Genomic DNA, 24,237 nt, shown 5'->3' with positions numbered 1-24,237 from the left:
TAAGCACTTATAGGCCGTCCTTGATCCGATTTGTAAAACGGGGTTGCGTCATGCACGAATCTTGCCCGCGCGCCGCGTCGCCTACTAGGGCCGTAACCGCATAACGGCGGTATTTGTCCGAACTTGAGCGAAAACGTTCACTCCGGTGGGCTTCTTTCTGCAATCGTGCAACGCCGCTCGAGGCAATGCCGCATAACGCGCGAGGCTAGTGTTCGGTTTACCGCCGCACCGGCAAATTGTCCGCGAGGTAGCGCACATGCCCCCAGCATTTGCCGCGGCATGGCGCTGCGGCAATCTGTCCCTATGATTTCCGGCAGTGGAAAACGATACCATCGTCACGACCCTAAATATTCGCAACGTATTGTTTTCACAAGAAAAATCACACTATTGTGCGGCGCACAAAATATGCTTGACATTTGTGCGCGTCGTCCTAAAATGGGAACCGTTGTTGCGACGCACAAAAGGCGTCGAACCGAAGAAGCGCCTCGCAAATTTAGCCATTCCACCCTTTCGATCTGACGAAACAGGTCGATTTTCAGGAGCGAAAACATGACTCTGCTGACACCTGAGCAATTCGCCGCAGCACAAAAAGCAAACCTCGAAGCCCTCTTCGGTCTGACGAACAAGGCCTTCGAAGGCATCGAAAAGCTTGTCGAACTGAACCTCCAAGTGGTGAAGTCGACGCTCGCCGAAGGCCAGGAAAACGCACAACGTGCGCTGTCGGTCAAGGATGCGCAAGAATTCGTCGCGCTGCAAGCCAGCCTGACGCAGCCGGTCGCCGAAAAGGTGCTCTCGTACGGTCGTCATTTGTACGAAATCGCCTCGGCCACGCAAGCTGAATTCGCGCGCGTTGCGGAAGCCCAGTACGAAGAGCAAAACCGCAAGGTGCAAGCGCTCGTCGAGAACGTCGCGAAGAATGCCCCGGCCGGCTCGGAAACCGCCGTCGCCGTCATGAAGTCGGCGATCACCGCCGCGAACACGACGTACGAAACGGTTCACAAGGCCACGAAGCAAGCTGTCGAAATCGCCGAAAGCAACTTCAACGCCGCCGCCACGGCTGCGCAGAAGGCTGCTCAGCAAGCAGCGTCGCAAGCTTCGCGCGCTGCCGCCACGAAGAAGACGGCCGCCTAAGTCTCGGCCCGCGCGACACGCCGAAACGCGAAACGGCGCGCTCCTTACGGGAGCGCGCCGTTTTTGTTTCTTCCGGCGCTTTTCGAACATTCTGCGGTAACACGGCAAGGCGCCTGCGTGCGCGCCTTGCCCGAACCAGGCGCAGCACGTGCGCCCGCCGCCCGCCGCTCGCCCCGAGCGCCGGTCAGCTTTGGTGCGCCGCCGGACACGCGCCCGGCGGCAAGCGACACGCCCTACTTCTTTCGCTGCGGCGGCAAGTCCGTGCACACGCCTTCGAACAGTTCGGCTGCCATCCCGACCGATTCGCCCAGCGTCGGGTGCGGATGGATCGTGCGGCCGATGTCGGTCGCATCCGCCCCCATCTCGATCGCCAAACAGACTTCGCTGATCAGATCGCCGGCGTTGAGCCCGACGATACCGCCGCCGATCACGCGATGGGTTTGCTCATCGAAGATCAGCTTCGTGAAGCCCTCGTCGCGGCCGTTGGCGATCGCGCGGCCCGATGCGGCCCACGGGAAGACCGCCTTGCCGTACTTGATGCCTTCGGCCTTGCACTGCTCTTCCGTCTTGCCGGCCCATGCCACTTCCGGATCCGTATAAGCGACCGACGGAATCTGCAGCGCGTCGAAGTACGCCTTCTCGCCATGCGCGGCCTCGGCCGCCACATGCCCCTCGTGCACGGCCTTGTGCGCGAGCATGGGCTGGCCGACGACATCGCCGATGGCAAAGATATGCGGCACGTTCGTACGCATCTGCTTATCGACGTCGATGAAGCCGCGATCCGTCACCGCCACGCCCGCCCTGTCCGCGCCGATCTTCTTGCCATTCGGGCTGCGGCCGACGGCGACGAGCACGAGATCGTAGCGCTGCGGCTCGGCCGGCGCCTGCTCGCCTTCGAACTTGACGTAGATGCCATCCGATTTCGCCTCGGCGGCCGCCGTCTTCGTGCGCAGCATCACCTTCGAGAAATACTTCGAGCTGTACTTCTCCCAGACCTTCACGAGGTCGCGATCGGCGCCCATCATCAAGCCGTCGAGCATTTCCACGACGTCGATCTGCGCGCCGAGCGTTGCATAGACGGTCGCCATTTCGAGGCCGATGATGCCCCCGCCGATGACGAGCATGCGCTGCGGCACTTGGCGCAACTCGAGCGCACCCGTCGAATCGACGACGCGCGGGTCCTCCGGCATGAACGGCAGTTTCACGGCTTGCGAGCCGGCCGCGATGATCGCCTGCTTGAACTTGACGACCTTCTTGCCGCCCTCGCCCTGCACTTCCATATGGTGCGGATCGAGGAATGCGCCGACGCCCGTCACCACTTCGACCTTGCGCGCCTTCGCCATGCCGGCCAGGCCCGTCGTCAGCTTCTTGACGACGCCCGACTTGAATCCGCGCAGCTTGTCGAGATCGATCTGCGGCTTGCCGAACGTGATGCCATGCTCGGCCAGGGCCGCGACTTCGTCGGTGATGAGCGCCGTATGCAGCAGCGCCTTCGACGGAATGCACCCGACGTTCAAGCACACGCCGCCGAGCGTCGAATAACGCTCCACGAGCACCGTCTTCATGCCTAGATCGGCCGAGCGGAATGCCGCCGAATAGCCGCCGGGACCGGCGCCGAGCACGAGCATGTCGCATTCGACGTCGGCCGCACCGGCGTAGCTGCCCGCCGCGGGTGCGGCAGCAGCGCCAGCCGAAGCGGCGGACGGGGCCGCGCTCTGGGCCGGCGCGGGCGCTGCGGCAGCAGGCGGCGCGCTCGCAGCCTTGGCCGGCGCGGGGGCCGCCTCTTGCGCCTCGACGAGCGCGACCACCGTTCCTTGCGACACCTTGTCGCCGGCCTTGATTCTCACTTCCTTGACCGTGCCGGCCACATCGCTCGGCACTTCCATCGACGCCTTATCCGATTCGAGCGTGAGCAACGACTGCTCTTTCTCGATCACGTCGCCAGGCTTGATGTTGACCTCGATAACGTCGACATCGTTGAAATCGCCGATATCCGGCACCTTCACTTCGACGAGACTCATTCACGTCCCCTTGTTTTTGGACCGCGCCGTATTCGACGATTAAAGAATCACGCGCCGGAAATCGGCGAGCAGCGCACCGAGATACGCGTTGAAGCGCGCGGCTGCCGCACCGTCGATCACGCGGTGATCGTACGAGAGCGAGAGCGGCAGCGTGAGGCGCGGCACGAACTGCTTGCCATCCCACACGGGCTTCATGGCGCTGCGCGACAGCCCCAGAATCGCCACTTCGGGTGCGTTGATGATCGGCGTGAAATGCGTGCCGCCGATACCGCCGAGCGAGGAAATCGAGAAGCAGCCGCCTTGCATCTGATCGGGCTTGAGCTTGCCTTCGCGGGCGAGCTTGGACAGCTCGGCCATTTCCTTGGCGATGTCGATGAGCCCCTTCTTGTCCGCATCGCGAATGACCGGCACGACGAGACCGTTCGGCGTATCGGCCGCGAAGCCGACGTGGTAGTACTGCTTGAAGACCAGATTGTCGCCGTCAAGACTCGCATTGAACGTCGGGAATTTGCGCAACGCCGATACCACGGCCTTGATGACGAATGCGAGCATCGTGATCTTCACGCCCGCTTTTTCGTTTTCCTTGTTCAACTGCACCCGCAGCGCTTCGAGCTCGGTGATATCCGCTTCGTCGTTGTTCGTGACGTGCGGAATCATGACCCAATTGCGATGCAGATTGGCGCCCGAGATTTTCTTGATGCGCGAGAGCGGCTTCGGATCGATGGGGCCGAACTTCGTGAAATCGACCTTCGGCCACGGCAGCAGATTGAGCTCGCCGCCGCCGGCCGACGCAGCGGGCGCGGCACCGGCAAGCGCGCGCTGCCCCGTCATCACGCCCTTGACGAACGCGGTGACGTCGTCCTGCGTGATGCGGCCCTTGGGGCCGGTCCCGGGTACGCGAGCGATGTCGACGCCAAGCTCGCGCGCGAACTTGCGCACCGACGGCGATGCATGACTCGGCTGGCGCGCCCCGCCTTCGCCGGCCGGAATGATCGGCGCTTGCGCGAGCGCGGACGGTTGCGCCGGCATGCTGTGCCGTGCGTCTTCGCGCGGCGAATCGGCGGGCGGTTCCACTTTCTTGGCGGCCGCGGCCGGCTCCTTCGCCGGCGCTGCCGGCGCGGCGCCCTGCGCGCCTTGTGCCTCGACGAGGACGATCAGCGTGCCTTCGGACACCGTGTCGCCCACCTTCACTTTTACTTCCTTGACGACGCCGGCCACCGGGCTCGGCACGTCCATCGTCGCCTTGTCCGATTCGAGCGTCATGAGCGACTGCTCTTTCTCGACCGCATCGCCGGGCTTGACCGCCACTTCGATGACGGGCACGTCTTTGTAGTCGCCGATGTCCGGCACCTTCACTTCCTGCACGCTGCCGCCGCCTGTGGGGGCGGGAGCGGGCGCGGCAGCCGCTTGCGCCGGGGCGCTCGCTTGCGCGCTGCCCGCGGCGCCGTTGGCCTGCGCGGGTTTGGCATTTTGCGCGCCGCCCGCAACGGGCTCGAGCAGCACGATCAACGTGCCTTCCGACACGGAATCGCCCTGCTTGATCTTCACTTCCTTGACCGTGCCCGCTTGCGGGCTCGGCACGTCCATCGTCGCCTTGTCCGACTCCAGCGTCACGAGGGACTGTTCTTTTTCGACGGCGTCGCCGGCCTTCACGAGGATCTCGATGACGGGCACGTCTTTATAGTCGCCGATGTCCGGCACCTTGACTTCGATCGCTTCACTCATTGTTCGTGTCTCCAGGGCTCACACAGGCGCGCCCGCCGTGTTACCAAGCGGCGGGCGCGCATAGCCTCACGCGAAGGCGATGCCTTAAACGGTCATCGGGTTGGGTTTGTTGGGGTCGAGCCGGTACTTGGACAACGCATCGGCTACGACCTTGCGCTCGATCGCGCCCTCGTCGGCCAGCGCGTTCAGCGCCGCAACGGTGACCCAGTAACGATCGACTTCGAAGAAATGACGCAGCTTCTCGCGCGTATCCGAGCGGCCGAAGCCGTCGGTGCCGAGCACCACGAACCGGTTCGGCACGTAAGCGCGAATCTGATCGGCCAGCGCACGCACGTAATCGGTCGAAGCGATGACGGGACCCTTCGCATCCTTGAGCAGCGTCTCGACGTGCGAGAGCTTGCGCGGCTCGCTCGGATGCAACAGGTTCCAACGCGCGATGTCCTGGCCTTCGCGCGCGAGCTGGGTGAAGCTCGGCACGCCCCAAATATCGGCGTCGACGCCCCAATCGTTCTTGAGCAGATCGGCGGCCGCGATCACTTCGTTCATGATCGTGCCGGCGCCCATCAGTTGCACGCGCGGGCTCTTCGATGCACCGTCGGCCTTCTTGAACGAATACATGCCCTTGATGATGTCGCTCGCTACGTTCTCGCCCTGCGGCATGGCCGGGTGCTCGTAGTTCTCGTTCATCACGGTGATGTAATAGAACACGTCTTCCTGGTTCTGCACCATGCGGCGCAAGCCGTCTTGCATGATGACCGCGAGCTCGTAGCCGAACGTGGGGTCGTAGCTCAGGCAATTCGGAACCGATTGCGCCCACAGCAGCGAGTGGCCGTCTTCGTGCTGCAAGCCTTCGCCGTTCAGCGTCGTGCGCCCCGCCGTGCCGCCGAGCAGGAAACCGCGCGAGCGCATGTCCCCGGCCGCCCACACGAGATCGCCGATCCGCTGCAAGCCGAACATCGAATAGAAGACGTAGAACGGCACCATGATCTCGCCGTGCGTCGAATACGACGTCGCAGCCGCGATCCAGTCACACATGCCGCCGGCTTCGTTGATGCCTTCCTGCAGGATCTGGCCGGTTTCCGATTCCTTATAGAACATCAGCTGATCGGAATCTTCCGGCACGTACTTCTGCCCTTCCTGATTCCAAATGCCGATCTGGCGGAACAAGCCCTCCATGCCGAACGTGCGCGATTCGTCAGGCACGATCGGCACGACGCGCTTGCCGAGCGCTTTGTCCTTGAGCAGGATGTTCAAGATCCGCACGAACGCCATCGTCGTGGAGATCTCGCGCCCTTCGCCCGTGCCCTTGAGCAAAGGCTCGAACGCGCTCAGCGCCGGCACCGGCAGCGATTCGGCCTTCTGCCGGCGCGCCGGCAGATAGCCGCCAAGCTCTTGACGCCGCGTGCGCATGTACTCGAGTTCCTTCGAGCCTTCTTCGAACGTCAGGTACGGCACGTTGACGATATCTTCGTCGGAGATCGGCAGGCGGAATTGATCGCGGAACACCTTGAGCTGATCCACCTGCATCTTCTTTTGCTGGTGGGTGATGTTCATGGCTTGGCCGGCCTCGCCCATGCCGTAGCCCTTGATGGTCTTGGCCAGGATGACGGTGGGCTGACCCTTCGCGTGCGTCGCTTCATGAAACGCCGCGTAGATCTTGTGCGGATCGTGGCCGCCGCGGTTCAGGTTCCAGATGTCCTCGTCGGACCAATCGGCGACGAGCGCCTTCAACTCGGGCGTGTTGAAGAAATGCTCGCGCACGAACGCGCCCGATTCCGATTTGTACGTTTGGTATTCGCCGTCGACGACTTCCATCATGCGGCGCATCAGCGCACCGGTCTTGTCGCGCGCGAACAATGCGTCCCAGCGGCTGCCCCAGACCACCTTGATGACGTTCCAGCCGGCGCCGCGGAATTCCGATTCGAGCTCTTGAATGATCTTGCCGTTGCCGCGCACCGGGCCATCGAGGCGCTGCAAGTTGCAGTTGATGACGAAAACCAGGTTATCGAGCCGCTCGCGGCCGGCCATGCCGATCGCGCCGAGCGATTCGGGCTCGTCCGTTTCGCCGTCGCCGAGGAACGCCCAGACCTTGCGGCCCTGCGTCTTGGCGATGCCGCGCGCTTGCATGTACTTCATGAAGCGCGCTTGATAGATCGCCATGATCGGCCCAAGGCCCATCGAAACGGTCGGGAATTGCCAGAAATCGGGCATCAGCCACGGGTGCGGATACGACGAGATGCCCTCGCCGCCCACTTCCTGGCGGAAGTTGTCGAGCTGCTTCTCCGTCAACCGGCCGAGCAGGAACGCGCGCGAATAGACACCCGGCGACGAGTGCCCCTGCACGAACACGAGATCGCCGCCATGCTCGGGCGACGGCGCATGCCAGAAATGGTTGAAGCCGACGTCGTACAGCGTGGCCGCCGAGGCGAACGACGCGATGTGGCCGCCCACGTTCGTATGCTTGCCGGCGCGCAGCACCATCGCGATCGCGTTCCAGCGCGTATACGAGCGGATGCGATGCTCGATGTCCTGGTCGCCCGGAATCTTGGCCTGGCGCGACACGGGAATCGTATTGATGTACGGCGTATTGGCCGAGAACGGCAGATGCTCGCCGTGCACGCGGGCGAACTCGATCTGCTTTTCGATCAAATAGTGCGCTCGGTCCGGGCCGACGGCAGAAATGACCCCTTCGAGCGCGTCGAGCCATTCGCCGGTTTCTTGGGGATCGTCGTCTTTATCGGCGGCGACATATTTCATGACTTCGTCGGGCACAGCGGACATTCTCGTCTCCTGGATTGGGGAATGCTCTCTTCGAACGGACGGCGCAGACCCGGGGGACCGCGGCAGTTGTCGGCGATTGTAATGATGCTTGCAGGGCCTTAGCAAACAATTTTTCGAATGACGAGATGATTTCTCATAATACGGAATATTGTTGCGACGCACCTAAAAATGCTGGCATCCGTGCGGCAATGTGCGCTCAGTTGCATGCAATGAGGGGTGAATAGGCTTGTTTTACGCCAATTGGCGCGGGCCTGCTGCGCTACAATTCGAGCCATGTTGACCGATCGGCTTTTCGCACGCTCGGCGCGGCCGTCCGGTCCCCGGGCGGACTCGGCGCCGTCCCGCTGGCACCACGGACCGTGGTGGTCCAACTCGTATTTGCTCACGCCCCTGCTCTCGATCCTCGTGTTCCTGGTGGTGATGAGCTTGATCCTATGGAGCTTGAACCGGCGGGAGCAGCAGCAGCAAGAGGACACGCTGTATCGCAACGTCGCATGGGCGCAGCAGCAAATCCGCCTGTCGATGACGGGCGCGCAGGAGCAACTGCAGGCGCTCGCGCGCGACATCGCCGCCGGCCATGCCGATCAGCATTCGTTCGAGATGTCGACGGCGGACATCATGCAGGCGCATCCCGAGATCCTGTACCTGAACTGGTATACGGTGGCGAAGACGCCGCGCTGGCCCAATACGCCGCTGCCGCTCGCCGGCCAACGCTTCGCACGGCTCACCGACGCGCAGATGGACGAAGCGGTGAAAGCCTCCTTCGCCGATGCGCGCGGCACGCGGCGCCAGGTCTATTCGCCGCTGATCTACGACGACGTCGGCAACGGCTATTTGACGCTGCAAACGCCGATCTACCGCGACCGCGAGTTCCTCGGCTCCATTGCAGCCGTGTTCTCGATCGAAGGGATCCTCAAGCACGACATTCCGTCCGAGCTGTCGGCCAAGTACAAGATCTCGATCACCGACGTGAACAACCGCGAGCTGGCTACCACGTCCACGCGCCCGCGCTTGCCGCGCGACATGTTCTACGATCTGCCGCTCGACCCGCCGGGCCAGGGCGTGACGGTGCGCGTCTACGCCTTCCCGCAGATCACGAACTTCACGAACAACACGCTCGTCTGGCTCGTGGCCGGGCTCTCGTGCTTCGTGCTGTGGAGCTTGTGGAGCCTGTGGAAGCACACGCGCCAGCGCTTCGAGGCGCAGCAGGCGCTGTATGCGGAAGCCTTCTTCCGCCGGGCGATGGAGAATTCCGTGCTGATCGGCATGCGCGTGCTCGATATGCATGGGCGCATCACGCACGTGAACCCGGCGTTTTGCCGCATGACGGGCTGGGACGAGAGCGACCTCGTCGGCAAGACGGCGCCGTTTCCCTATTGGCCGCGCGACTCCTACCCCGAGATGCAGCGCCAACTCGACATGACGCTGCGCGGCAAGGCGCCCTCCTCCGGGTTCGAGCTGCGCGTGCGGCGCAAAGACGGCTCGCTGTTTCATGCGCGCCTGTACGTCTCGCCGCTGATCGACAGCTCGGGGCGCCAAACGGGCTGGATGTCGTCGATGACCGACATCACCGAGCCCAAGCGGGCGCGCGAGGAACTCGCCGCCGCGCACGAACGCTTCACCACCGTGCTCGAGAGCTTGGACGCCGCCGTGTCGGTGCTCGCGGCCGACGAGGCAGAGCTGCTCTTCGCCAACCGCTACTACCGGCATCTGTTCGGCATTCGTCCGGACGGCCACCTCGAACTCGCCGGCGGCGGCTTCGACAGCGCGCAAGCTTCGTCCGATTCGATCGACATGGTCGATACCTACGCAGGGCTGCCCGCCGCCGCGCTGACGGAAAGCGCGGCCGATGCCCAAGAGATCTACGTGCAGAGCATCCAGAAGTGGTTCGAGGTGCGGCGCCAGTACATCCAATGGGTCGACGGCCATCTCGCGCAAATGCAGATCGCCACGGACATCACCACGCGCAAGCAAGCCCAGGAACTCGCGCGGCAGCAGGAAGAGAAACTGCACTTCACGAGCCGCTTGATGACGATGGGGGAAATGGCCTCCTCGCTCGCGCATGAGCTGAACCAACCGCTCGCGGCCATCAACAACTACTGCTCGGGCACCGTCGCGCTCGTCAAAGCCGGCCGCACGACGCCCGATACGCTGCTGCCCGTGCTCGAGAAAACGGCGCAACAGGCGGTGCGCGCCGGCATGATCATCAAGCGCATCCGCGAATTCGTCAAACGCAGCGAACCCAAGCGCCAAGCCGCCCGCGTATCGGACATCGTAGCGGACGCGGTCGGGCTGGCCGAAATCGAAGCGCGCAAACGGCGCATTCGGATCCTCACCGAAATCCGCTCGCGCTTGCCCGTCATTTATGTCGATCCCGTGCTGATCGAGCAGGTGCTCGTCAATTTGCTCAAGAACGCCGCCGAAGCCATGCACGAGGCGCGCCCGAACGCGCTCGACGCGGTGATCCGCGTCATCGTTCGACTCGACGCCGGGTTCGTCTGCATCAGCGTGATCGACCAGGGCCCGGGCGTCGACGAAGCGGCAATCGAACGTCTGTTCGAGCCGTTTTACAGCACCAAGTCGGACGGCATGGGCATGGGGCTCAATATTTGCCGCTCGATCATCGAGTCTCATCGAGGCCGTCTGTGGGTTGTCAACAACGTGGACGAGAATGGCAAGATCACAGGCGCCACATTTCACTGTAGTCTGCCGATCGGCGAACCAAGCGACCCGGGCCACGGGGGCCGGGTCGAAGCGCCGAGACCACAAACCGTTACGGGAGAGCTATGAGCAGCCCAGTCACTAGTCAAGAAACCGTCTTCGTGGTCGATGACGACGAAGCCGTGCGAGATTCGCTGCGCTGGCTGTTGGAAGCGAATGGCTACCGCGTGCAGTGCTTTTCGAGCGCGGAGCAATTCCTCGAAGCGTATCAGCCCGCACAGCATGCCGGCCAGATCGCTTGCCTGATCCTAGACGTGCGCATGTCGGGCATGAGCGGGCTCGAGCTGCAAGAGCGCCTTATCGCAGAAAACGCCTCGCTGCCGATCATCTTCGTCACAGGCCATGGCGACGTGCCGATGGCCGTATCGACGATGAAAAAAGGCGCGATGGATTTCATCGAGAAGCCGTTCGACGAAGCCGAGTTGCGCAAGCTCGTGGAACGCATGCTCGACAAGGCGCGCAGCGAAAGCAGCACCGTGCAGCAGCAGCGCGCGGCCGCCGAGCGCCTAGGCAAGCTGACGGCGCGCGAGCATCAGGTGCTCGAGCGCATCATCGCCGGCCGCTTGAACAAGCAAATCGCCGACGATCTGGGCATTAGCATCAAGACGGTCGAAGCCCACCGCGCCAACATCATGGAAAAGCTCAACGTCAACACGGTGGCCGACCTGCTGCGCCTCGCGTTGTCGAACAAGCCCGCCAACCAGACGTAACCGTCGCGCCCGGCGGCGTGGCGCGCGCCGCGCCGCCTTTGCTTGGCTCGCAGCGCGCTCGCGCCGGGCCTATCCGACGTGTCGGCCTCGCGTCCGACGCTATAATTACGCTTTTGTCACGCGCCGCGATGCGTCTGCGGCTGCCGTCGTCCCGGCTCCTCACCGGGCATCCGCGTTCTTGCCGCTCGCGCCCGCCTATTCGGGGCCTAGCGCATCGCGCCCCGCCGGCCCCTGCCCCTCGCGCGATAGCCGCTTTTCTTCGTCTCATTCTCGACCGACCACCATGACAGCCAAATTGATCGACGGCCTCGCCCTCTCCAAGACCCTTCGCGCGCAAGTGGCAGCACGCGCCGCCCAGCTCACGGCGCGCGGCCACCAGCCGGGGCTCGCGGTGGTGCTCGTGGGCGACAATCCGGCCAGCGAAGTTTACGTGCGCAACAAGGTGAAAGCGTGCGAGGACAACGGCCTTTACTCTTCTTACGATCGCTACCCCGCTACGCTGTCCGAAGCCGATCTGCTGTCCCGCATCGACGCCCTCAATCGCGATCCGCGCATTCACGGCATCCTCGTGCAACTGCCGCTGCCGCAGCACATCGACAGCCACAAAGTGATCGAAGCGATCGCGCCCGAAAAGGACGTCGACGGCTTCCATATCGCGAACGCGGGCGCCTTGATGACCGGTAAGCCGCTGTTTCGGCCTTGCACGCCGTACGGCGTCATGAAGATGTTCGAGGCGCACGAGGTGCCGTTGCAAGGCGCGAACGCCGTCGTGATCGGCCGCTCGAACATCGTCGGCAAGCCGATGGCAATGCTGCTGCTCGAAGCGGGCGCCACCGTCACGATCTGCCATAGCAAAACCCGCGATCTGGCCGCCCACACGCGTTGCGCCGACATCGTCGTCGCCGCAACCGGGCGGCGCAACATTCTGACGGCGAACATGGTCAAACCCGGTGCGACCGTCATCGATGTCGGCATGAATCGCGACGAAGCGGGCAAGCTGTGCGGCGATGTCGACTTCGCCGGCGTCTCGGCCGTGGCGGGCCTCATCACGCCAGTGCCAGGCGGCGTAGGCCCCATGACGATCACGATGCTGCTCGTGAACACGATCGAAGCCGCCGAACGCGCTGCGGGCACGGCGCTAGGCTGAGCTGCCATCCGGTCGGCGCCCGCGAAGGGCGTCGCCGCGATCGCAGCGGCATCGAAAATGCCCGCCATCAATTGGAATCGGTGCGTTGTGCCCCAATAATGACGGAGTCGGGCGCGCCAGCGCCTGCCGCTAGGGCACGAGACACTAGACACCTCTCACTAGACAGACAGGAATAGCGCTATGGCATCGAATACCACCGATTCGTCCTCTGCACTGGATCAGCGCATCCCGAACGAGAACCCGCTGCTCGACTTCTCCGGCCTGCCGCGCTTCGGCCAGATTCGCGCCGAGCACATCACGCCCGCGCTCGATGTCTTGCTTGCCAAGGCGCAAGCGGCGATCGACCATGCGACCGATCCCGCCACGCCGGCAACCTGGGCCGAAGTAGTCGAAACGACCGAGGCCGCCACCGAGCCGCTTTCGCGGGCCTGGGGCATCGTCGGTCATTTGAACGCCGTCGCCGATACGCCCGAGCTGCGCACCGCTTACGGCGAGAACCTGCCGCGCGTCACCGAATTCTGGTCGAACGTCGGCCAAAACCTGGCGCTGTTCGACAAGTACAAGGCGATCGTCGCAAGTCCCGCCTACGCGGGGCTCACGGATGAGCGCAAAAAGATTTTGCAGAACGCGTTGCGCGATTTCCGGCTCTCGGGCGCCGAACTGCCAGAAGAACAGAAGCCGCGCTTCTCCGAATTGCAAGAACGCCAGGCGGCGCTTGCCAAAGCGTTCTCCGATCACGTGCTCGACGCGACGAACGCCTACGCCTATATCGCCACGACCGAAGCCGAACTGGCGGGGCTGCCCGCCGACGTGATCGAGGCGGCTCGCGAAGCGGCGCAAGAAGCCGGCGTGCAAGGGTGGAAATTCACGCTTCACTTCCCGTCGTACTTTCCGGTCATGCAGTACGCCGCGCACCGTCCGATGCGCGAAGCGATGTATCGCGCTTACGTCACGCGCGCCTCGGAGCTCGGCGCCACCTACGGCGGCGGCAAGCTCGAGTGGGACAATACGCAGAACGTCGCCGACATCTTGAAGTTGCGCAAAGAAGAAGCGCAGATGCTCGGCTACCGCAACTTCGCCGACGTCTCGCTCGTGCCGAAGATGGCCGATACGCCCGAGCAAGTCATCGACTTCCTCGAAGATCTCGCGCGCCGCGCACGCCCCTATGGCGAAAAGGATTGGCAGGAGCTGCGCGAATTCGCCGCGAGCGAGCTCGCTCTCGCGCAACTCGAGCCGTGGGACGTTGCGTTTGCGGGCGAGCGCTTGCGCGAAAAGCGTTATGCGTTCTCCGAGAACGAGGTCAAGCAATACTTCCCCGAGCAGGCGGTGATCGGCGGGCTCTTCAAGGTCGCGCAAACACTGTTCGGCGTGCGGATCCGCCAAGATGACGCGCCCGTCTGGCACCCCGACGTGCGCTTCTTCCGCGTCGAGAACGACGACGGCACGCTGCGCGCGCAATTCTATCTCGACCTGTACGCACGCGAGGGCAAGCGCGGCGGCGCCTGGATGGACGATGCCCGCTCCCGCCATCAGCGCAGCGACGGCAGCCTGCAAACGCCCGTCGCTTATTTGACCTGCAACTTCTCGGCGCCGGTCGGCGGCAAACCGGCTTGCTTCACGCACGACGAAGTCATCACGCTATTTCACGAGTTCGGCCACGGGCTGCACCACATGCTCACGCGCGTGGGCGAGCTGGGCGTGTCGGGCATCAACGGCGTCGAATGGGACGCCGTCGAGCTGCCGTCGCAATTCCTCGAAAACTTCTGCTGGGAATGGGACGTACTGGCCGATATGTCGTCGCACGTCGACACCGGCGCGAAACTACCGCGCGAGCTCTTCGACAAGATGATCGCCGCAAAGAATTTCCAAAGCGGGCTCGGCATGCTGCGCCAGATCGTCTTCTCGATGTACGACATGCTGCTGCATACGAGCTTCGATCCGGATGGGGCGCAAAGCGCCAACGCGCTCGCCCGCGAAATCAACGCGCGCTATCACGTGATCGAGCAAGCGAGCTTTTCGCGCTGGCCCAATACGTTCAGCCATATTTTCGCCGGCGGCTACGCGGCGGGGTACTACAGCTATAAGTGGGCGGAGGTATTGTCGGCCGATGCCTACGCGGCCTTCGAAGATGCAGCCAAGGCCGCGCAAGGCAGCGTTCTCGATGTCGCGACGGGCACACGCTACCGCCAAGAAATCCTCGAAGTCGGCGGCAGCCGTCCCGCGATGGATTCGTTCAAGGCGTTCCGCGGCCGCGCCCCGACCATCGACGCGCTGCTGCGGCACAACGGCATGGCGCAAGCCCCACTGCAGGCGGGTTGAAGCGGAGCAAGCGCATCGCAATCGCGATGAAGGACGTCAGCGGCTCAGTTTGAAGTCGACTTCGCCAGGGCGCCCTTCTAGCGCGAGTGTAGCGTGCGCTGCCGGGGTGCGCGCGACGATCTTGCCGCGACGCACGACAGCCAGCCGCGTCGCGCGCAACCGAATCGCCTCGATCGGATCGCGCGCATCGAGCACGACGCAATCGGCGCGGCAACCCGGGGCAATGCCGTAGCCCTCCAGATTCAAAATACGCGCGGCGTTGACGGTCACCGCGTCGAACGCGGCGCGCATCGCATCGACGCCGGTCATTTGCGCCACATGCAGGCCCATATGGGCAACTTCCAACATGTCGGCCGAACCCAAGCCGTACCACGGGTCCATCACGCAATCGTGACCGAACGCCACTTCGATGCCGGCCGCCATCATCTCGGGCACGCGGGTCATGCCGCGGCGCTTGGGATACGTATCGGCCCTGCCCTGCAGCGTGATGTTGATGAGCGGATTGGCGATCGCGGCCACGCCTGACTCGCGCATCAACGCAAGCAGCTTGCTGACGTAGTAGTTGTCCATCGAATGCATCGACGTCAAATGCGACCCCGCCACGCGGCCGTGAAGCCCCAGCCGATGGGCCTGCGCACAGAGGGTCTCGATATGGCGCGAGAGCGGATCGTCCGATTCGTCGCAGTGCATATCGACGGGCAACCCCTTATCCGCCGCGAATTCGCACAACAGGCGAACCGATTCCGCACCGTCCGCCATCGTTCGCTCGAAGTGGGGAATACCGCCGACGACATCGACGCCCATCGCCACCGCCCGCTTCAAATTGTCGAACGCGCCCGGCGAGCGCAGCAACCCGTCCTGCGGGAAGGCCACGAGCTGCAAGTCCAAATATGGCGCGACGCGGCGCTTGACCTCGAGCAGCGCTTCGACCGCTAGCAAGCGGGGATCGCAAACGTCGACGTGCGAGCGAATGGCGAGCAGCCCTCGTGCGACGGCCCAATCGCAATACCTAAGCGCGCGTTCGATCAGCGCCTCTTGCGTCAATTGCGGCTTGAGCTCCCCCCAAAGCGCGATGCCTTCGAGCAACGTGCCCGATGCGTTGATACGCGGCAGGCCGTAGGACAATGTGGCGTCCAGATGAAAATGCGCATCGACGAATGCTGGCGCGACGAGCGAACCCGCGGCGTCGAGCTCCTGCGCGGCCTTCGCCGTAAGGTTGGGCTCGACTGCGACGATGCGGCCGGCCTCCATGGCGATGTCGACCGGTGCATCGCGACCGGCAACGTGCTCGCACAGTGCGGCGCGACGAATGATGAGATCCATGAACGGCTCCTCGGGCGTTGGGCCGGCGCATGGCGCCGGTGATGCTGGCTATTTCCGACATCGGATGCGCGCGGTGCACGGGCAAGGCGCGCCCTGACGAGCGCGCGAGTCAGGCTCGATTCTAGCCCTGCCCGCTTAGCCCTCGGCGCCTAGCGTGCCGTACCGAGCCGGCCGCACCTAGCCTGCCGCTCAACTTTCGTCATGGGGCTCATGGTCGAACAACGGGAATTGTCCTCGCCCGGTGCCGTCGTCCTCCTCGAGCCGCACCCCCACCCCGAGCAAGCGAACAGGCCGGGCGCGACGCGCGAAACCTTTTTCAAGCAATGCGAGGAAGGTGGGCAGATCGGTTTCGCTGGCGACACATTCGACCGTCGTGCGTTGGAAATCCGCGAATCGAATCTTCACGTAGAGCTTGCGGATGGCCGCCGCCGCGCCCACGCGCTCGATGCGCACGTCGAGCTGCTCGGCGAGCAACCGTAACTGCGCTGCGCAATCGTCTAGGGTTCGTAGATCGTTCACGTACGTCGTTTCGACACTGACCGACTTGCGTTCCTGATCGGGTTGGACGGCACGATGATCGTTCCCGCGCGACAAGTCGTACAGCCTGCGTCCGAATGCGCCGAAGCGCCGATGGAGATCGACGAGCGACCACTCGCGTAGATCGCGGCACGTTTCCACCCCGAGTTGTTCGAGCTTGGCCGCGGTGACTTTGCCGACGCCGAAAATTTTCCGCACCGGCAGCGCGGCGACGAAGGCATCGACTTCATGCGGGCGGACGACGAATAGCCCGTCGGGCTTGTTCCAATCGGAGGCGATCTTCGCGACGAATTTGTTTGGCGCGACGCCCGCCGATACCGTCACACCGACCGTATCGCGCACACGCTCGCGGATTTCGGCGGCCATCAAGGTCGCGCTGCCTTTGCAGTGCGGCGCGAGCGTGACGTCGAGATAGGCTTCGTCGAGCGACAATGGCTCGACGATCGGCGTGTAGTCGCGGTAAATCGCCATGATTTGCCGCGACGCGACGCGATACTTCTCCATGGCCGGCGGCAGGATCAACAGGCCCGGGCACTTGCGCACGGCGAGCGCCGAGGACATAGCCGAATGCACGCCGAACCGACGCGCCTCGTAGTTGCACGTGGCGATCACGCCGCGCTGCTCGGGCCGCCCCCCAACGGCTAGCGGCCGGCCGCGCAGGCTAGGATCGTCGCGCATTTCGACCGATGCGTAGAAGCAATCGCAATCGCAGTGGATGATTTTGCGCGCGAGCGAGGCCTCAGCGCCGGGCGGTACCGGAACGGTGGCGGGTGAAGTCGGTGCGCGCGTGCTCAAGGTGAGCGTTACTGTACAAAAACACAGTAACCATTTCAAGCGACCCGATCATGGCGGCTTCGCCCTGCTTGGCTCCGGCGCCTCAACCTCACGACATTCGCACCGTTTCCCTCTTCCTCTCACGCGGCCAACGACCAATCGTCAGCCTTCATCGCCGCCGTGGCCCTGGGCTCGCTGACGTTCGACAGCCTATGCGCATGAGTTGCACCGGCGATGCGAAAGAAGGCGACGGCGTCGTTCAGTCGCCGCCCTTGCTCGTCTAGCGATTGCGAGGCGGCAGCAGCTTGCTCGACGAGCGCCGCATTTTGCTGCGTCACCTCGTCCATCTGTGAAATCGCGAGGCCCACTTGTTCGATGCCGCGGCGTTGTTCCTCCGAGGCTGCGGCGATCTCGCCCATGATGTCGGTCACGCGCGAAATGGCTCGCGTGACCTCCGTCATCGTCGTGCCGGCCTCGCCGGCGAGCGCCGAGCCTTCGGCGACCGTTTCCACCGAAGCGGCGATCAGATCCTTGATTTCCTTGGCCGCGCTCGACGAGCGTTGCGCGAGACTGCGCACCTCGCTCGCCACGACCGCGAACCCGCGGCCTTGCTCGCCCGCTCGCGCGGCTTCGACAGCCGCGTTCAACGCAAGGATGTTGGTCTGGAACGCGATACCCTCGATCATTCCCGTGATGTCCGCAATCTTTGCCGAGCGATCGCTGATCTGCGTCATCGTATCGACGACGCGCCCGACCACGCCGCTGCCCTTTTGCGCCACATCGGACGCACTGGACGCCAGCGCGCTCGCCTGCTGCGCATTCTCCGCGTTCAACCTGACCGTCGATGTGATCTGTTCCATGCTGGCGGCCGTCTGCTGGAGCGAGGACGCCTGCTCTTCCGTGCGCGAGGACAGATCGAGATTTCCCGCGGCGATTTGGGCCGTCGCGGTCGAAATCGTCTCGCTGCCGCCGCGCACCTTCGCGACGACGCCTTTGAGGTTGCCGTTCATCTCATCGAGTTCGCGCAACAATTGCCCGGTCTCATCGCGAGTGCGCGCCCCGGCCGCCGTGCTCAGATCGCCTTGCGCGACCCGATGCGCGAACGCGACGGCGCGCTCGAGCGGCCGCGTAATGGAACGCGCGGCGATGACACCCAAGCCGAACACGCCGCCCATGACCACGAGCGAGGTCGCGATTTCCAGCAGGTTCGCGCGCTCGATCAATGCGCTGGCACGCTGCGTGCCTTCCCTGCCAAGCTGGTCGTTGTACGCGAGGTGTGCCTGCAACGCAGCATCGAGACGCTCGGTAGCATCGGCCAGGGCTGCGTTGAGCATTGCGTCGGCGTCTTGCTTGCGGTTTTCGCGCGAGAGCGCCAGCGCTTGATCGCGGAGCTTCGCCACTTGTTCGACGGCCGCGACATCGGCTGCGAGTAAGTCGCGGTCTTTTTGATCCGACACGAGCGTCTCGTAATGGGCGAACTGCGCGCGCAGGTTCTCGCGTTGCTGTCCGATCTGCTGCTCGATCTCCTGCATCTTACGAGGATCGGACTCGGATACGTGCTTGCTCGTGAGCAGAGTCAATGCATCGAACGCCTTCAATGCCGCACCGAGCGTTTCGAAGCTAGGGACAGTATTCTCGCTGGCATAGCTCGCGGCATCGTAGACGCGCCGCGATTGATAAATGCCGAACCCTGTGACCGCGAACAACGCGACGGCAGCCGCAAGATTCAAAATCATCAGCCGTCGCGCGATCTTCAAGTCATAAAACCATTTCATGCTGCTTCCTCTGCCAAACAACCCCTCGCGCGGCAGCACAGGCCGCGGGCGGGATACAACGTAGGTGGGTGGAGCGTGTCTTCGGGCGCCGCTCGGCACCGGCAGCGAGATCGGCCGAGTGCAAGGCTGCCGCCAACGCTAGCCGTTACTTAGTTCTCCTAATTAGCTGAAGAAGAACGTCGTCAACGCTTGCGCGTGACATCGAATGGGGACGGATACGCCCAGATGGATGAGGCTGCGCGCACAAGCGAGCGCGATTCGATGGAGCCATCGGCCCGACGTGACCGCTTTATGCGATATCGGCGCGAGGTGCGAATGCTTGAGGGTGAACGGCGCATCCGTCCTTGAGCGAAGGCGCGGCCAACGAATGGGGAGCGAATAGGAGTGAATAGGGGAATCGGCGCCCCGATGTTGCACCGGCAGCCGCAAACAGCACTGCAAAAGCAAAAACCCGCTAATAGTAGCGGGTTTTTGTGTTTGGTTGCGGGGGTAGGATTTGAACCTACGACCTTCGGGTTATGAGCCCGACGAGCTGCCAGACTGCTCCACCCCGCGTCAGAGAAATAAATTATACGAGAGTTCGTGCAGCGCGTCAAACAATACTATCGACGACCCCGCCATCGACTCGCAATGCCGCGCCTGTCGTCGCCGAGGCTTGGGGCGAGCAAACGTAGACGACGAGATTGGCCACTTCTTCGACGCTCGCGGGACGCCGCAAGATCGAACTGCCGCGATGCTCACGCACGAAGTCCACGGCGACTTCGTCGATCTCCCTGCCCTCTTTCTCGGCGGCGCCCTCGAGCATGCGCTTGACGCCTTCGGACATCGTCGGCCCAGGCAGCACCGAATTGACGGTCACCTGCGTGCCGGCCCCCAACTTCGCCAACCCGCGCGCGATCGCCAACTGCGCAGTCTTCGTCATGCCGTAATGGATCATGTCGCCGGGGATGTTGAGCGCCGACTCCGACGAAATGAACACGACGCGCCCCCAATTGCGTGCGAGCATGCCGCGCAGGTAGTGACGCGAGAGGCGCACGCCCGACATGACGTTCGTTTGAAAGAATCGCTCCCACGTTTCGTCGGTGACGTCGAAGAAGGGTTCCGGTCCGTAAATACCTGCGTTGTTGACGAGGATGTCGGCCTCGGGCATCGCTTCCACGAGCTTGGCGACTCCCGCCGCCGTGGACAGATCGGCGGCAATACCGCGCACGTCGGCGCCAGGCAGGGCCTCGCGCAATGCATCGAGCGATTTCACGACGGAAGCCTCGCTGCGTCCGTTGATGATCGTGCGAGCGCCCGCGCGGGCAAGGCCCGTCGCGATGGCAAAGCCGATGCCGGCCGTCGAGGCGCTCACGAGTGCAGTCTTGCCTGTCAAATCGATGTGCATGGTGATCTCCGTGGTGTCGGTCCGAGAAGCGATGCGTCGCGGTGCATCGAGCCGCGAGCCGCCTATTTTGGCGCAGAGCGGATCGACGCGCTTTCATCGCCGATAGCGTTTACCATCACGTCTGGCTCGCCCCAGCCGCCAACGCGGCGCGCTGCCGATTCACGAGCGCGGCGACGCAACGAGAGGACTCCGCCTATTCCCCGTGCGGCACACGATACGAGAGCACCATGAAAATCGCCACTTGGAATGTCAATTCGCTGAAGGTTCGCCAGCAACACGTCATCGATTGGCTCGACCTGAGCCATGTCGATGTGCTCTGCCTGCAGGAATTGAAAATGCCCGACGAAAAATTTCCGCGCGCCGAACTCGCCGCAAAGGGCTATCGAAGCTGGTACGCCGGACAAAAGACCTATAACGGCGTGGCGATCGTCGTTCGCGATGGCATTGAGGTCGACGAGACGCAAATCGTCCGCAACATTCCCGGCTTCGACGATGAACAACAACGCTTGATCGCCTTGACCGTCGGCGGCGCGCGTATCGTCTCGGCCTACTTCCCGAACGGTCAAGCGCCCGGCACCGATAAGTTCGCCTACAAGCTGCGTTGGCTGGAGGCGCTTGCGCAATGGCTCAAGGATGAACTTCACGCCCACCCGAAACTTGCGCTGCTAGGCGATTACAACATCGCCCCCGAAGATCGCGACGTTCACGATCCGAAAGCCTGGGAAGGCCAGAACCTCGTTTCGCCCGAAGAGCGCTCGGCGTTCGCCAAGCTGGTCGAACTGGGCTTCGTCGATGCCTTCCGCAAGTTCGATCAGCCCGAGAAAACCTTCACGTGGTGGGACTACCGCATGCTCGCGTTCCGTCGCAACGCGGGCCTGCGCATCGATCACATCTTGCTCTCGCCCGACCTTGCCCAAGGGTGCACCCTATGCGAAGTCGACAAAACCCCGCGTAAATGGGAGCAACCGTCCGATCATGCGCCGGTGATCGCGCAAATCGATTAAGGACGACCCACGCCATGAACAAGGCCGACGCTCCGTTGGAGTCGTCGGCCTTTTGATCGCGCATAGCGGTACGCAACTGCACGCGCCGTTATGGCTCTAAATGCAGCTCTTGGATTTTTCGCGTGATGGTGTTGCGGCCGATGCCGAGCCGCTCCGCCGCTTCCACTTTGCGGCCGCGCGTGAAGTCGAGCGCTTCGCGAATGACCGCCGCCTCGAAGCGCCGCGCGAGTTCGTCCATCACATCGACCGTGTTCTCGCGCAGCATGCGCGCGACTTCCGCGCGTAGGCCGCTCTCCCACACGCTGACGGGCACCCCGGTCGCAATGCCGGCCAGCGCGGCCGGCGCGATGGCCGTGCCGTTGCGCTCGGCGCCGTCGGCGGAAGCGGCGCCGACCGATATCGCCGGCGTCGCACCGGTGCCGGCGATGATCTCGGCGCTGCCTTCGGGCGCCGCGCCAGGAACGAGATCGGGCGGCAGATCCTTGATCTCGATGGTCTGCGCGGGCGCCATCACGGTCAGCCAATTCGCGAGATTTTCGAGCTGGCGCACGTTCCCCGGAAACGGCAACGTCGTCAGATAGGCGAGCGCTGCCTCGGACACGCGCTTGGGCTCGACGCCCAGATCGCGCGCGCTCTTTTGCAGAAAGTGGCGCGTGAGCAGCGGGATATCCTCGCGCCGTTCGCGCAACGCAGGCAGACGCAAGCGGATGACGTTCAAGCGGTGATACAAGTCCTCGCGGAACAATCCTTGGCGCACGCGCGCTTCCAGATTCTGGTGCGTCGCGGCGATCACGCGCACGTTGGCGCGCAGCGGGCTGTGGCCGCCGACGCGATAGAACTGCCCGTCCGAAAGCACGCGCAACAAGCGCGTTTGCAAATCGAATGGCATGTCACCGATTTCATCGAGAAACAGCGTGCCGTTCTCGGCCTGCTCGAAGCGCCCTTGCCGCGTGGCCTGCGCCCCCGTGAATGCGCCCCGCTCATGCCCGAAGAGTTCGGACTCGAGCAGATCCTTTGGAATCGCGGCCGTGTTCAGGGCGATGAACGGGCCGTTCGCGCGCGGGCTGTGCCGATGCAGCGCGCGCGCGACCAATTCCTTGCCCGTGCCCGACTCGCCCGTGATCAGCACGGTCGCGGCCGAATGCGAAAGCCGCCCGATCGCGCGAAACATGTCTTGCATCGCCGGCGCCTGCCCCAGCATTTCGGGGGCGTCGGCCATCTGCACGTCGCTCGCTTGCGTCCCGCGCAGGCTTTCGTCCACCGCGCGGCGAATCAATTCCACCGCCTTGTCGACGTCGAACGGCTTGGCGAGATATTCGAACGCGCCGCCTTGAAACGCGGCCACCGCGCTGTCCAGATCCGAGTACGCGGTCATGATGATCACGGGCAGCTCAGGCAACCGCGTGCGGATCGCTTGCAACAGTTCGAGGCCCGACGCCCCCGGCATCCTGATGTCGGAGACGAGCACCTGCGGGCTCTCGCGCTCGAGCGCAGCCAGCGCCTCGCGCACGTTCGCGAAACTGCGCGTCGGGAAATTCTCGCGCGCGAGCGCTTTCTCGAGCACCCAGCGAATCGATTGGTCGTCGTCTACTATCCAGATCGGCTTCATGGAGTTGGGTCTTATCAATTCAATTGACGAGCGGCAGCAAAATCTGAAACTCGGTATGGCCGGGGCGGCTCTCCACTTCGATCAAGCCGTCGTGCTGCTGCACGAAGGTTTGAGCGAGCGTCAAGCCGAGCCCGCTTCCGTCCTCGCGGCCGGACACGAGCGGATAGAAAATACGATCTCGGATCTCTTCGGCGATCCCCGGCCCGTTGTCGATCACTCGCAAGTCCAATGCCAACTTGCATAGGCGTTTGGCGATCGTGACCTTGCGCGCCACGCGCGTGCGCAATGCGATGCGTGCGTCGCCCTGCCCAATGCGCTCGCGCAACGCCTGCGCCGCATTACGCACGATGTTGAGCAGCGCTTGGATCAGTTGCTCTTTGTCGCCGCGCAAATCCGGCACGCTCACGTCGTAGTCGCGCTCGATCGTGAGACCGCGCGGAAACTCGGCCAGAATGACGGCGCGCACGCGCTCGCACACTTCGTGAATGTTCACGTCGCCCACGATGTGCGGATGCCGATGCGGCTCGAGCAAGCGATCGACCAGCGTTTGCAGGCGGTCGGATTCCTTGACGATCACCTGCGTGTATTCGCGCAATTCGAGGCGCTCGCGCGCACCCAGTTCGAATTCGAGCAGTTGCGCCGCGCCGCGAATTCCGCCCAGCGGATTCTTGATCTCATGGGCGAGATTGCGAATCAGTTGTTTGTTTGCGATCGATAAATCGTGAATGCGCTCTTCGCGATCGGTGCGCAAATGGCGCTCGTTCTCGAACAGTTCGAGCAGAACGTAATCGGGCGCACTTTCGAGGAACCCGACGACCACATGCACATGGAGCGGCTCGCGCCCCGCGCGCTCGAGCACGGTATCCAAATGCGTCGCGTGAAAACGATGCTCCGCGATCGCGGCGATCGTCGCGCCGAGATCCTCGCCATTGGCGAAGAGCTCCGACCACGACATCTGCATTAATTGCCGCCGGGACAAATCGAGCATCGATTCCGCCGACGGGTTCGCAAACGCGATGCGCCGCGTGCTTTTATCGAGCAGAAGCACGACAGTGGGCAACGACTCGAACCCAGGGAGCAACCCCGATCGAACGAGCGCTTCGTCGTCGGAAAGCGGTTCCGACTGGCCTTTTTTCGCCTTGATCAAATTCTTGAGCACCATCGTCGATTCACCGGAACGAAAAGGGGACGGCGCCGCCGTCCCCTCGAGACCGTTCGCAAGCCTTGCAGGCCCGATGAGAGCAGGCCCCGATGCGCTTCGCCGACGACACAT

General features: G+C 63.5%; 15 protein-coding genes and 1 tRNA gene. 6 read left to right on the top strand and 10 right to left on the bottom strand.

Going from position 1 to position 24,237, the window contains the following annotated elements; genetic code table 11:
• Positions 1-549 precede the first annotated feature (549 nt).
• Positions 550-1,131 carry a phasin family protein gene (locus MMB74_RS06910; RefSeq protein WP_277427868.1) on the top strand — a complete coding sequence of 194 codons (582 nt, stop codon included), beginning with the start codon at positions 550-552 and terminating at the stop codon, positions 1,129-1,131.
• Positions 1,132-1,364: 233 nt separating this feature from the next.
• On the opposite strand, the gene lpdA is transcribed toward MMB74_RS06910, so the two are convergent.
• The 3 genes from lpdA to aceE all read right to left on the bottom strand — a co-directional run bounded on the left by lpdA (position 1,365) and on the right by aceE (position 7,658).
• Complete coding sequence (lpdA, locus tag MMB74_RS06905) at positions 1,365-3,152, bottom strand: dihydrolipoyl dehydrogenase (RefSeq protein WP_277427867.1); 1,788 nt, start codon at positions 3,150-3,152, stop codon at positions 1,365-1,367.
• Positions 3,153-3,191: 39 nt separating this feature from the next.
• Positions 3,192-4,877: a dihydrolipoyllysine-residue acetyltransferase gene (aceF, locus tag MMB74_RS06900; RefSeq protein WP_277427866.1), complete on the bottom strand. Its 1,686-nt coding sequence runs from the start codon at positions 4,875-4,877 to the stop codon at positions 3,192-3,194.
• A gap of 84 nt (positions 4,878-4,961) precedes the next feature.
• Positions 4,962-7,658 carry a pyruvate dehydrogenase (acetyl-transferring), homodimeric type gene (aceE, locus tag MMB74_RS06895; RefSeq protein WP_277427865.1) on the bottom strand — a complete coding sequence of 899 codons (2,697 nt, stop codon included), beginning with the start codon at positions 7,656-7,658 and terminating at the stop codon, positions 4,962-4,964.
• 273 nt (positions 7,659-7,931) lie between these two features.
• Between aceE and fixL the strand changes: the two genes are divergently transcribed.
• From fixL to MMB74_RS06875, 4 genes are all read left to right on the top strand, one after another.
• Positions 7,932-10,448: an oxygen sensor histidine kinase FixL gene (gene fixL / locus MMB74_RS06890; RefSeq protein ID WP_277427864.1), complete on the top strand. Its 2,517-nt coding sequence runs from the start codon at positions 7,932-7,934 to the stop codon at positions 10,446-10,448.
• Positions 10,445-11,089 (top strand): oxygen response regulator transcription factor FixJ, encoded by a 645-nt coding sequence (fixJ, locus tag MMB74_RS06885; protein ID WP_277427863.1) that lies wholly within the window; start codon positions 10,445-10,447, stop codon positions 11,087-11,089. Before fixL ends, fixJ begins: the two co-directional genes overlap by 4 nt.
• A 283-nt stretch (positions 11,090-11,372) precedes the next feature.
• Positions 11,373-12,236, top strand: coding sequence for a bifunctional methylenetetrahydrofolate dehydrogenase/methenyltetrahydrofolate cyclohydrolase FolD (gene folD / locus MMB74_RS06880; protein ID WP_277427862.1), 864 nt, complete (start codon positions 11,373-11,375; stop codon positions 12,234-12,236).
• A 180-nt stretch (positions 12,237-12,416) separates the two neighbouring features.
• On the top strand, positions 12,417-14,555 hold the full coding sequence (locus MMB74_RS06875) for a M3 family metallopeptidase (protein ID WP_277427861.1): 2,139 nt from the start codon (positions 12,417-12,419) through the stop codon (positions 14,553-14,555).
• Between the two features lie 36 nt (positions 14,556-14,591).
• On the opposite strand, the gene MMB74_RS06870 is transcribed toward MMB74_RS06875, so the two are convergent.
• The 5 genes from MMB74_RS06870 to MMB74_RS06850 form a co-directional block, all read right to left on the bottom strand.
• Positions 14,592-15,878 carry an amidohydrolase family protein gene (locus MMB74_RS06870; protein WP_277427860.1) on the bottom strand — a complete coding sequence of 429 codons (1,287 nt, stop codon included), beginning with the start codon at positions 15,876-15,878 and terminating at the stop codon, positions 14,592-14,594.
• A gap of 189 nt (positions 15,879-16,067) precedes the next feature.
• Positions 16,068-17,135 carry a DNA polymerase IV gene (dinB, locus tag MMB74_RS06865; RefSeq protein ID WP_277428185.1) on the bottom strand — a complete coding sequence of 356 codons (1,068 nt, stop codon included), beginning with the start codon at positions 17,133-17,135 and terminating at the stop codon, positions 16,068-16,070.
• A 194-nt stretch (positions 17,136-17,329) separates the two neighbouring features.
• Positions 17,330-18,964: a methyl-accepting chemotaxis protein gene (locus MMB74_RS06860; RefSeq protein ID WP_277427859.1), complete on the bottom strand. Its 1,635-nt coding sequence runs from the start codon at positions 18,962-18,964 to the stop codon at positions 17,330-17,332.
• A gap of 478 nt (positions 18,965-19,442) precedes the next feature.
• A tRNA-Met gene (locus tag MMB74_RS06855) sits at positions 19,443-19,519 on the bottom strand.
• 37 nt (positions 19,520-19,556) lie between these two features.
• The gene (locus MMB74_RS06850; protein WP_277427858.1) at positions 19,557-20,351 is read right to left on the bottom strand and encodes an SDR family oxidoreductase; all 795 of its coding nucleotides are present in this window, start codon (positions 20,349-20,351) and stop codon (positions 19,557-19,559) included.
• A 227-nt stretch (positions 20,352-20,578) separates the two neighbouring features.
• On the opposite strand from MMB74_RS06850, the gene xth reads away from it, so the two are divergent.
• Positions 20,579-21,355 carry an exodeoxyribonuclease III gene (gene xth / locus MMB74_RS06845; protein WP_277427857.1) on the top strand — a complete coding sequence of 259 codons (777 nt, stop codon included), beginning with the start codon at positions 20,579-20,581 and terminating at the stop codon, positions 21,353-21,355.
• Between the two features lie 88 nt (positions 21,356-21,443).
• Here the strand turns inward: xth and ntrC are convergent, their stop codons facing one another.
• Together ntrC and glnL are read right to left on the bottom strand one after the other, a co-directional pair.
• Positions 21,444-22,964, bottom strand: a complete 1,521-nt coding sequence (gene ntrC, locus MMB74_RS06840) for a nitrogen regulation protein NR(I) (protein ID WP_277427856.1) — start codon at positions 22,962-22,964, stop codon at positions 21,444-21,446.
• A 19-nt stretch (positions 22,965-22,983) separates the two neighbouring features.
• Entirely contained in the window at positions 22,984-24,126 is a 1,143-nt protein-coding gene (glnL, locus tag MMB74_RS06835) for a nitrogen regulation protein NR(II) (RefSeq protein WP_277427855.1), read from the bottom strand.
• Positions 24,127-24,237 lie beyond the last annotated feature (111 nt).

It is taken from the genome of Trinickia sp. Y13, assembly GCF_029522115.1.
In the GTDB taxonomy this organism is placed as follows: domain Bacteria; phylum Pseudomonadota; class Gammaproteobacteria; order Burkholderiales; family Burkholderiaceae; genus Trinickia.
Note: the sequence above shows the minus strand (reverse complement) of the source record. Positions and strands in the feature narration are given on the sequence as shown.

Coding starts and splice junctions, on each gene's coding strand:
- MMB74_RS06910 (WP_277427868.1), top strand. CDS start 550: ATGACTCTGCTGACACCTGAGCAATTCGCCGCAGCACAAAAAGCAAAC.
- lpdA (WP_277427867.1), bottom strand. CDS start 3,152: ATGAGTCTCGTCGAAGTGAAGGTGCCGGATATCGGCGATTTCAACGAT.
- aceF (WP_277427866.1), bottom strand. CDS start 4,877: ATGAGTGAAGCGATCGAAGTCAAGGTGCCGGACATCGGCGACTATAAA.
- aceE (WP_277427865.1), bottom strand. CDS start 7,658: ATGTCCGCTGTGCCCGACGAAGTCATGAAATATGTCGCCGCCGATAAA.
- fixL (WP_277427864.1), top strand. CDS start 7,932: ATGTTGACCGATCGGCTTTTCGCACGCTCGGCGCGGCCGTCCGGTCCC.
- fixJ (WP_277427863.1), top strand. CDS start 10,445: ATGAGCAGCCCAGTCACTAGTCAAGAAACCGTCTTCGTGGTCGATGAC.
- folD (WP_277427862.1), top strand. CDS start 11,373: ATGACAGCCAAATTGATCGACGGCCTCGCCCTCTCCAAGACCCTTCGC.
- MMB74_RS06875 (WP_277427861.1), top strand. CDS start 12,417: ATGGCATCGAATACCACCGATTCGTCCTCTGCACTGGATCAGCGCATC.
- MMB74_RS06870 (WP_277427860.1), bottom strand. CDS start 15,878: ATGGATCTCATCATTCGTCGCGCCGCACTGTGCGAGCACGTTGCCGGT.
- MMB74_RS06860 (WP_277427859.1), bottom strand. CDS start 18,964: ATGAAATGGTTTTATGACTTGAAGATCGCGCGACGGCTGATGATTTTG.
- MMB74_RS06850 (WP_277427858.1), bottom strand. CDS start 20,351: ATGCACATCGATTTGACAGGCAAGACTGCACTCGTGAGCGCCTCGACG.
- xth (WP_277427857.1), top strand. CDS start 20,579: ATGAAAATCGCCACTTGGAATGTCAATTCGCTGAAGGTTCGCCAGCAA.
- ntrC (WP_277427856.1), bottom strand. CDS start 22,964: ATGAAGCCGATCTGGATAGTAGACGACGACCAATCGATTCGCTGGGTG.
- glnL (WP_277427855.1), bottom strand. CDS start 24,126: ATGGTGCTCAAGAATTTGATCAAGGCGAAAAAAGGCCAGTCGGAACCG.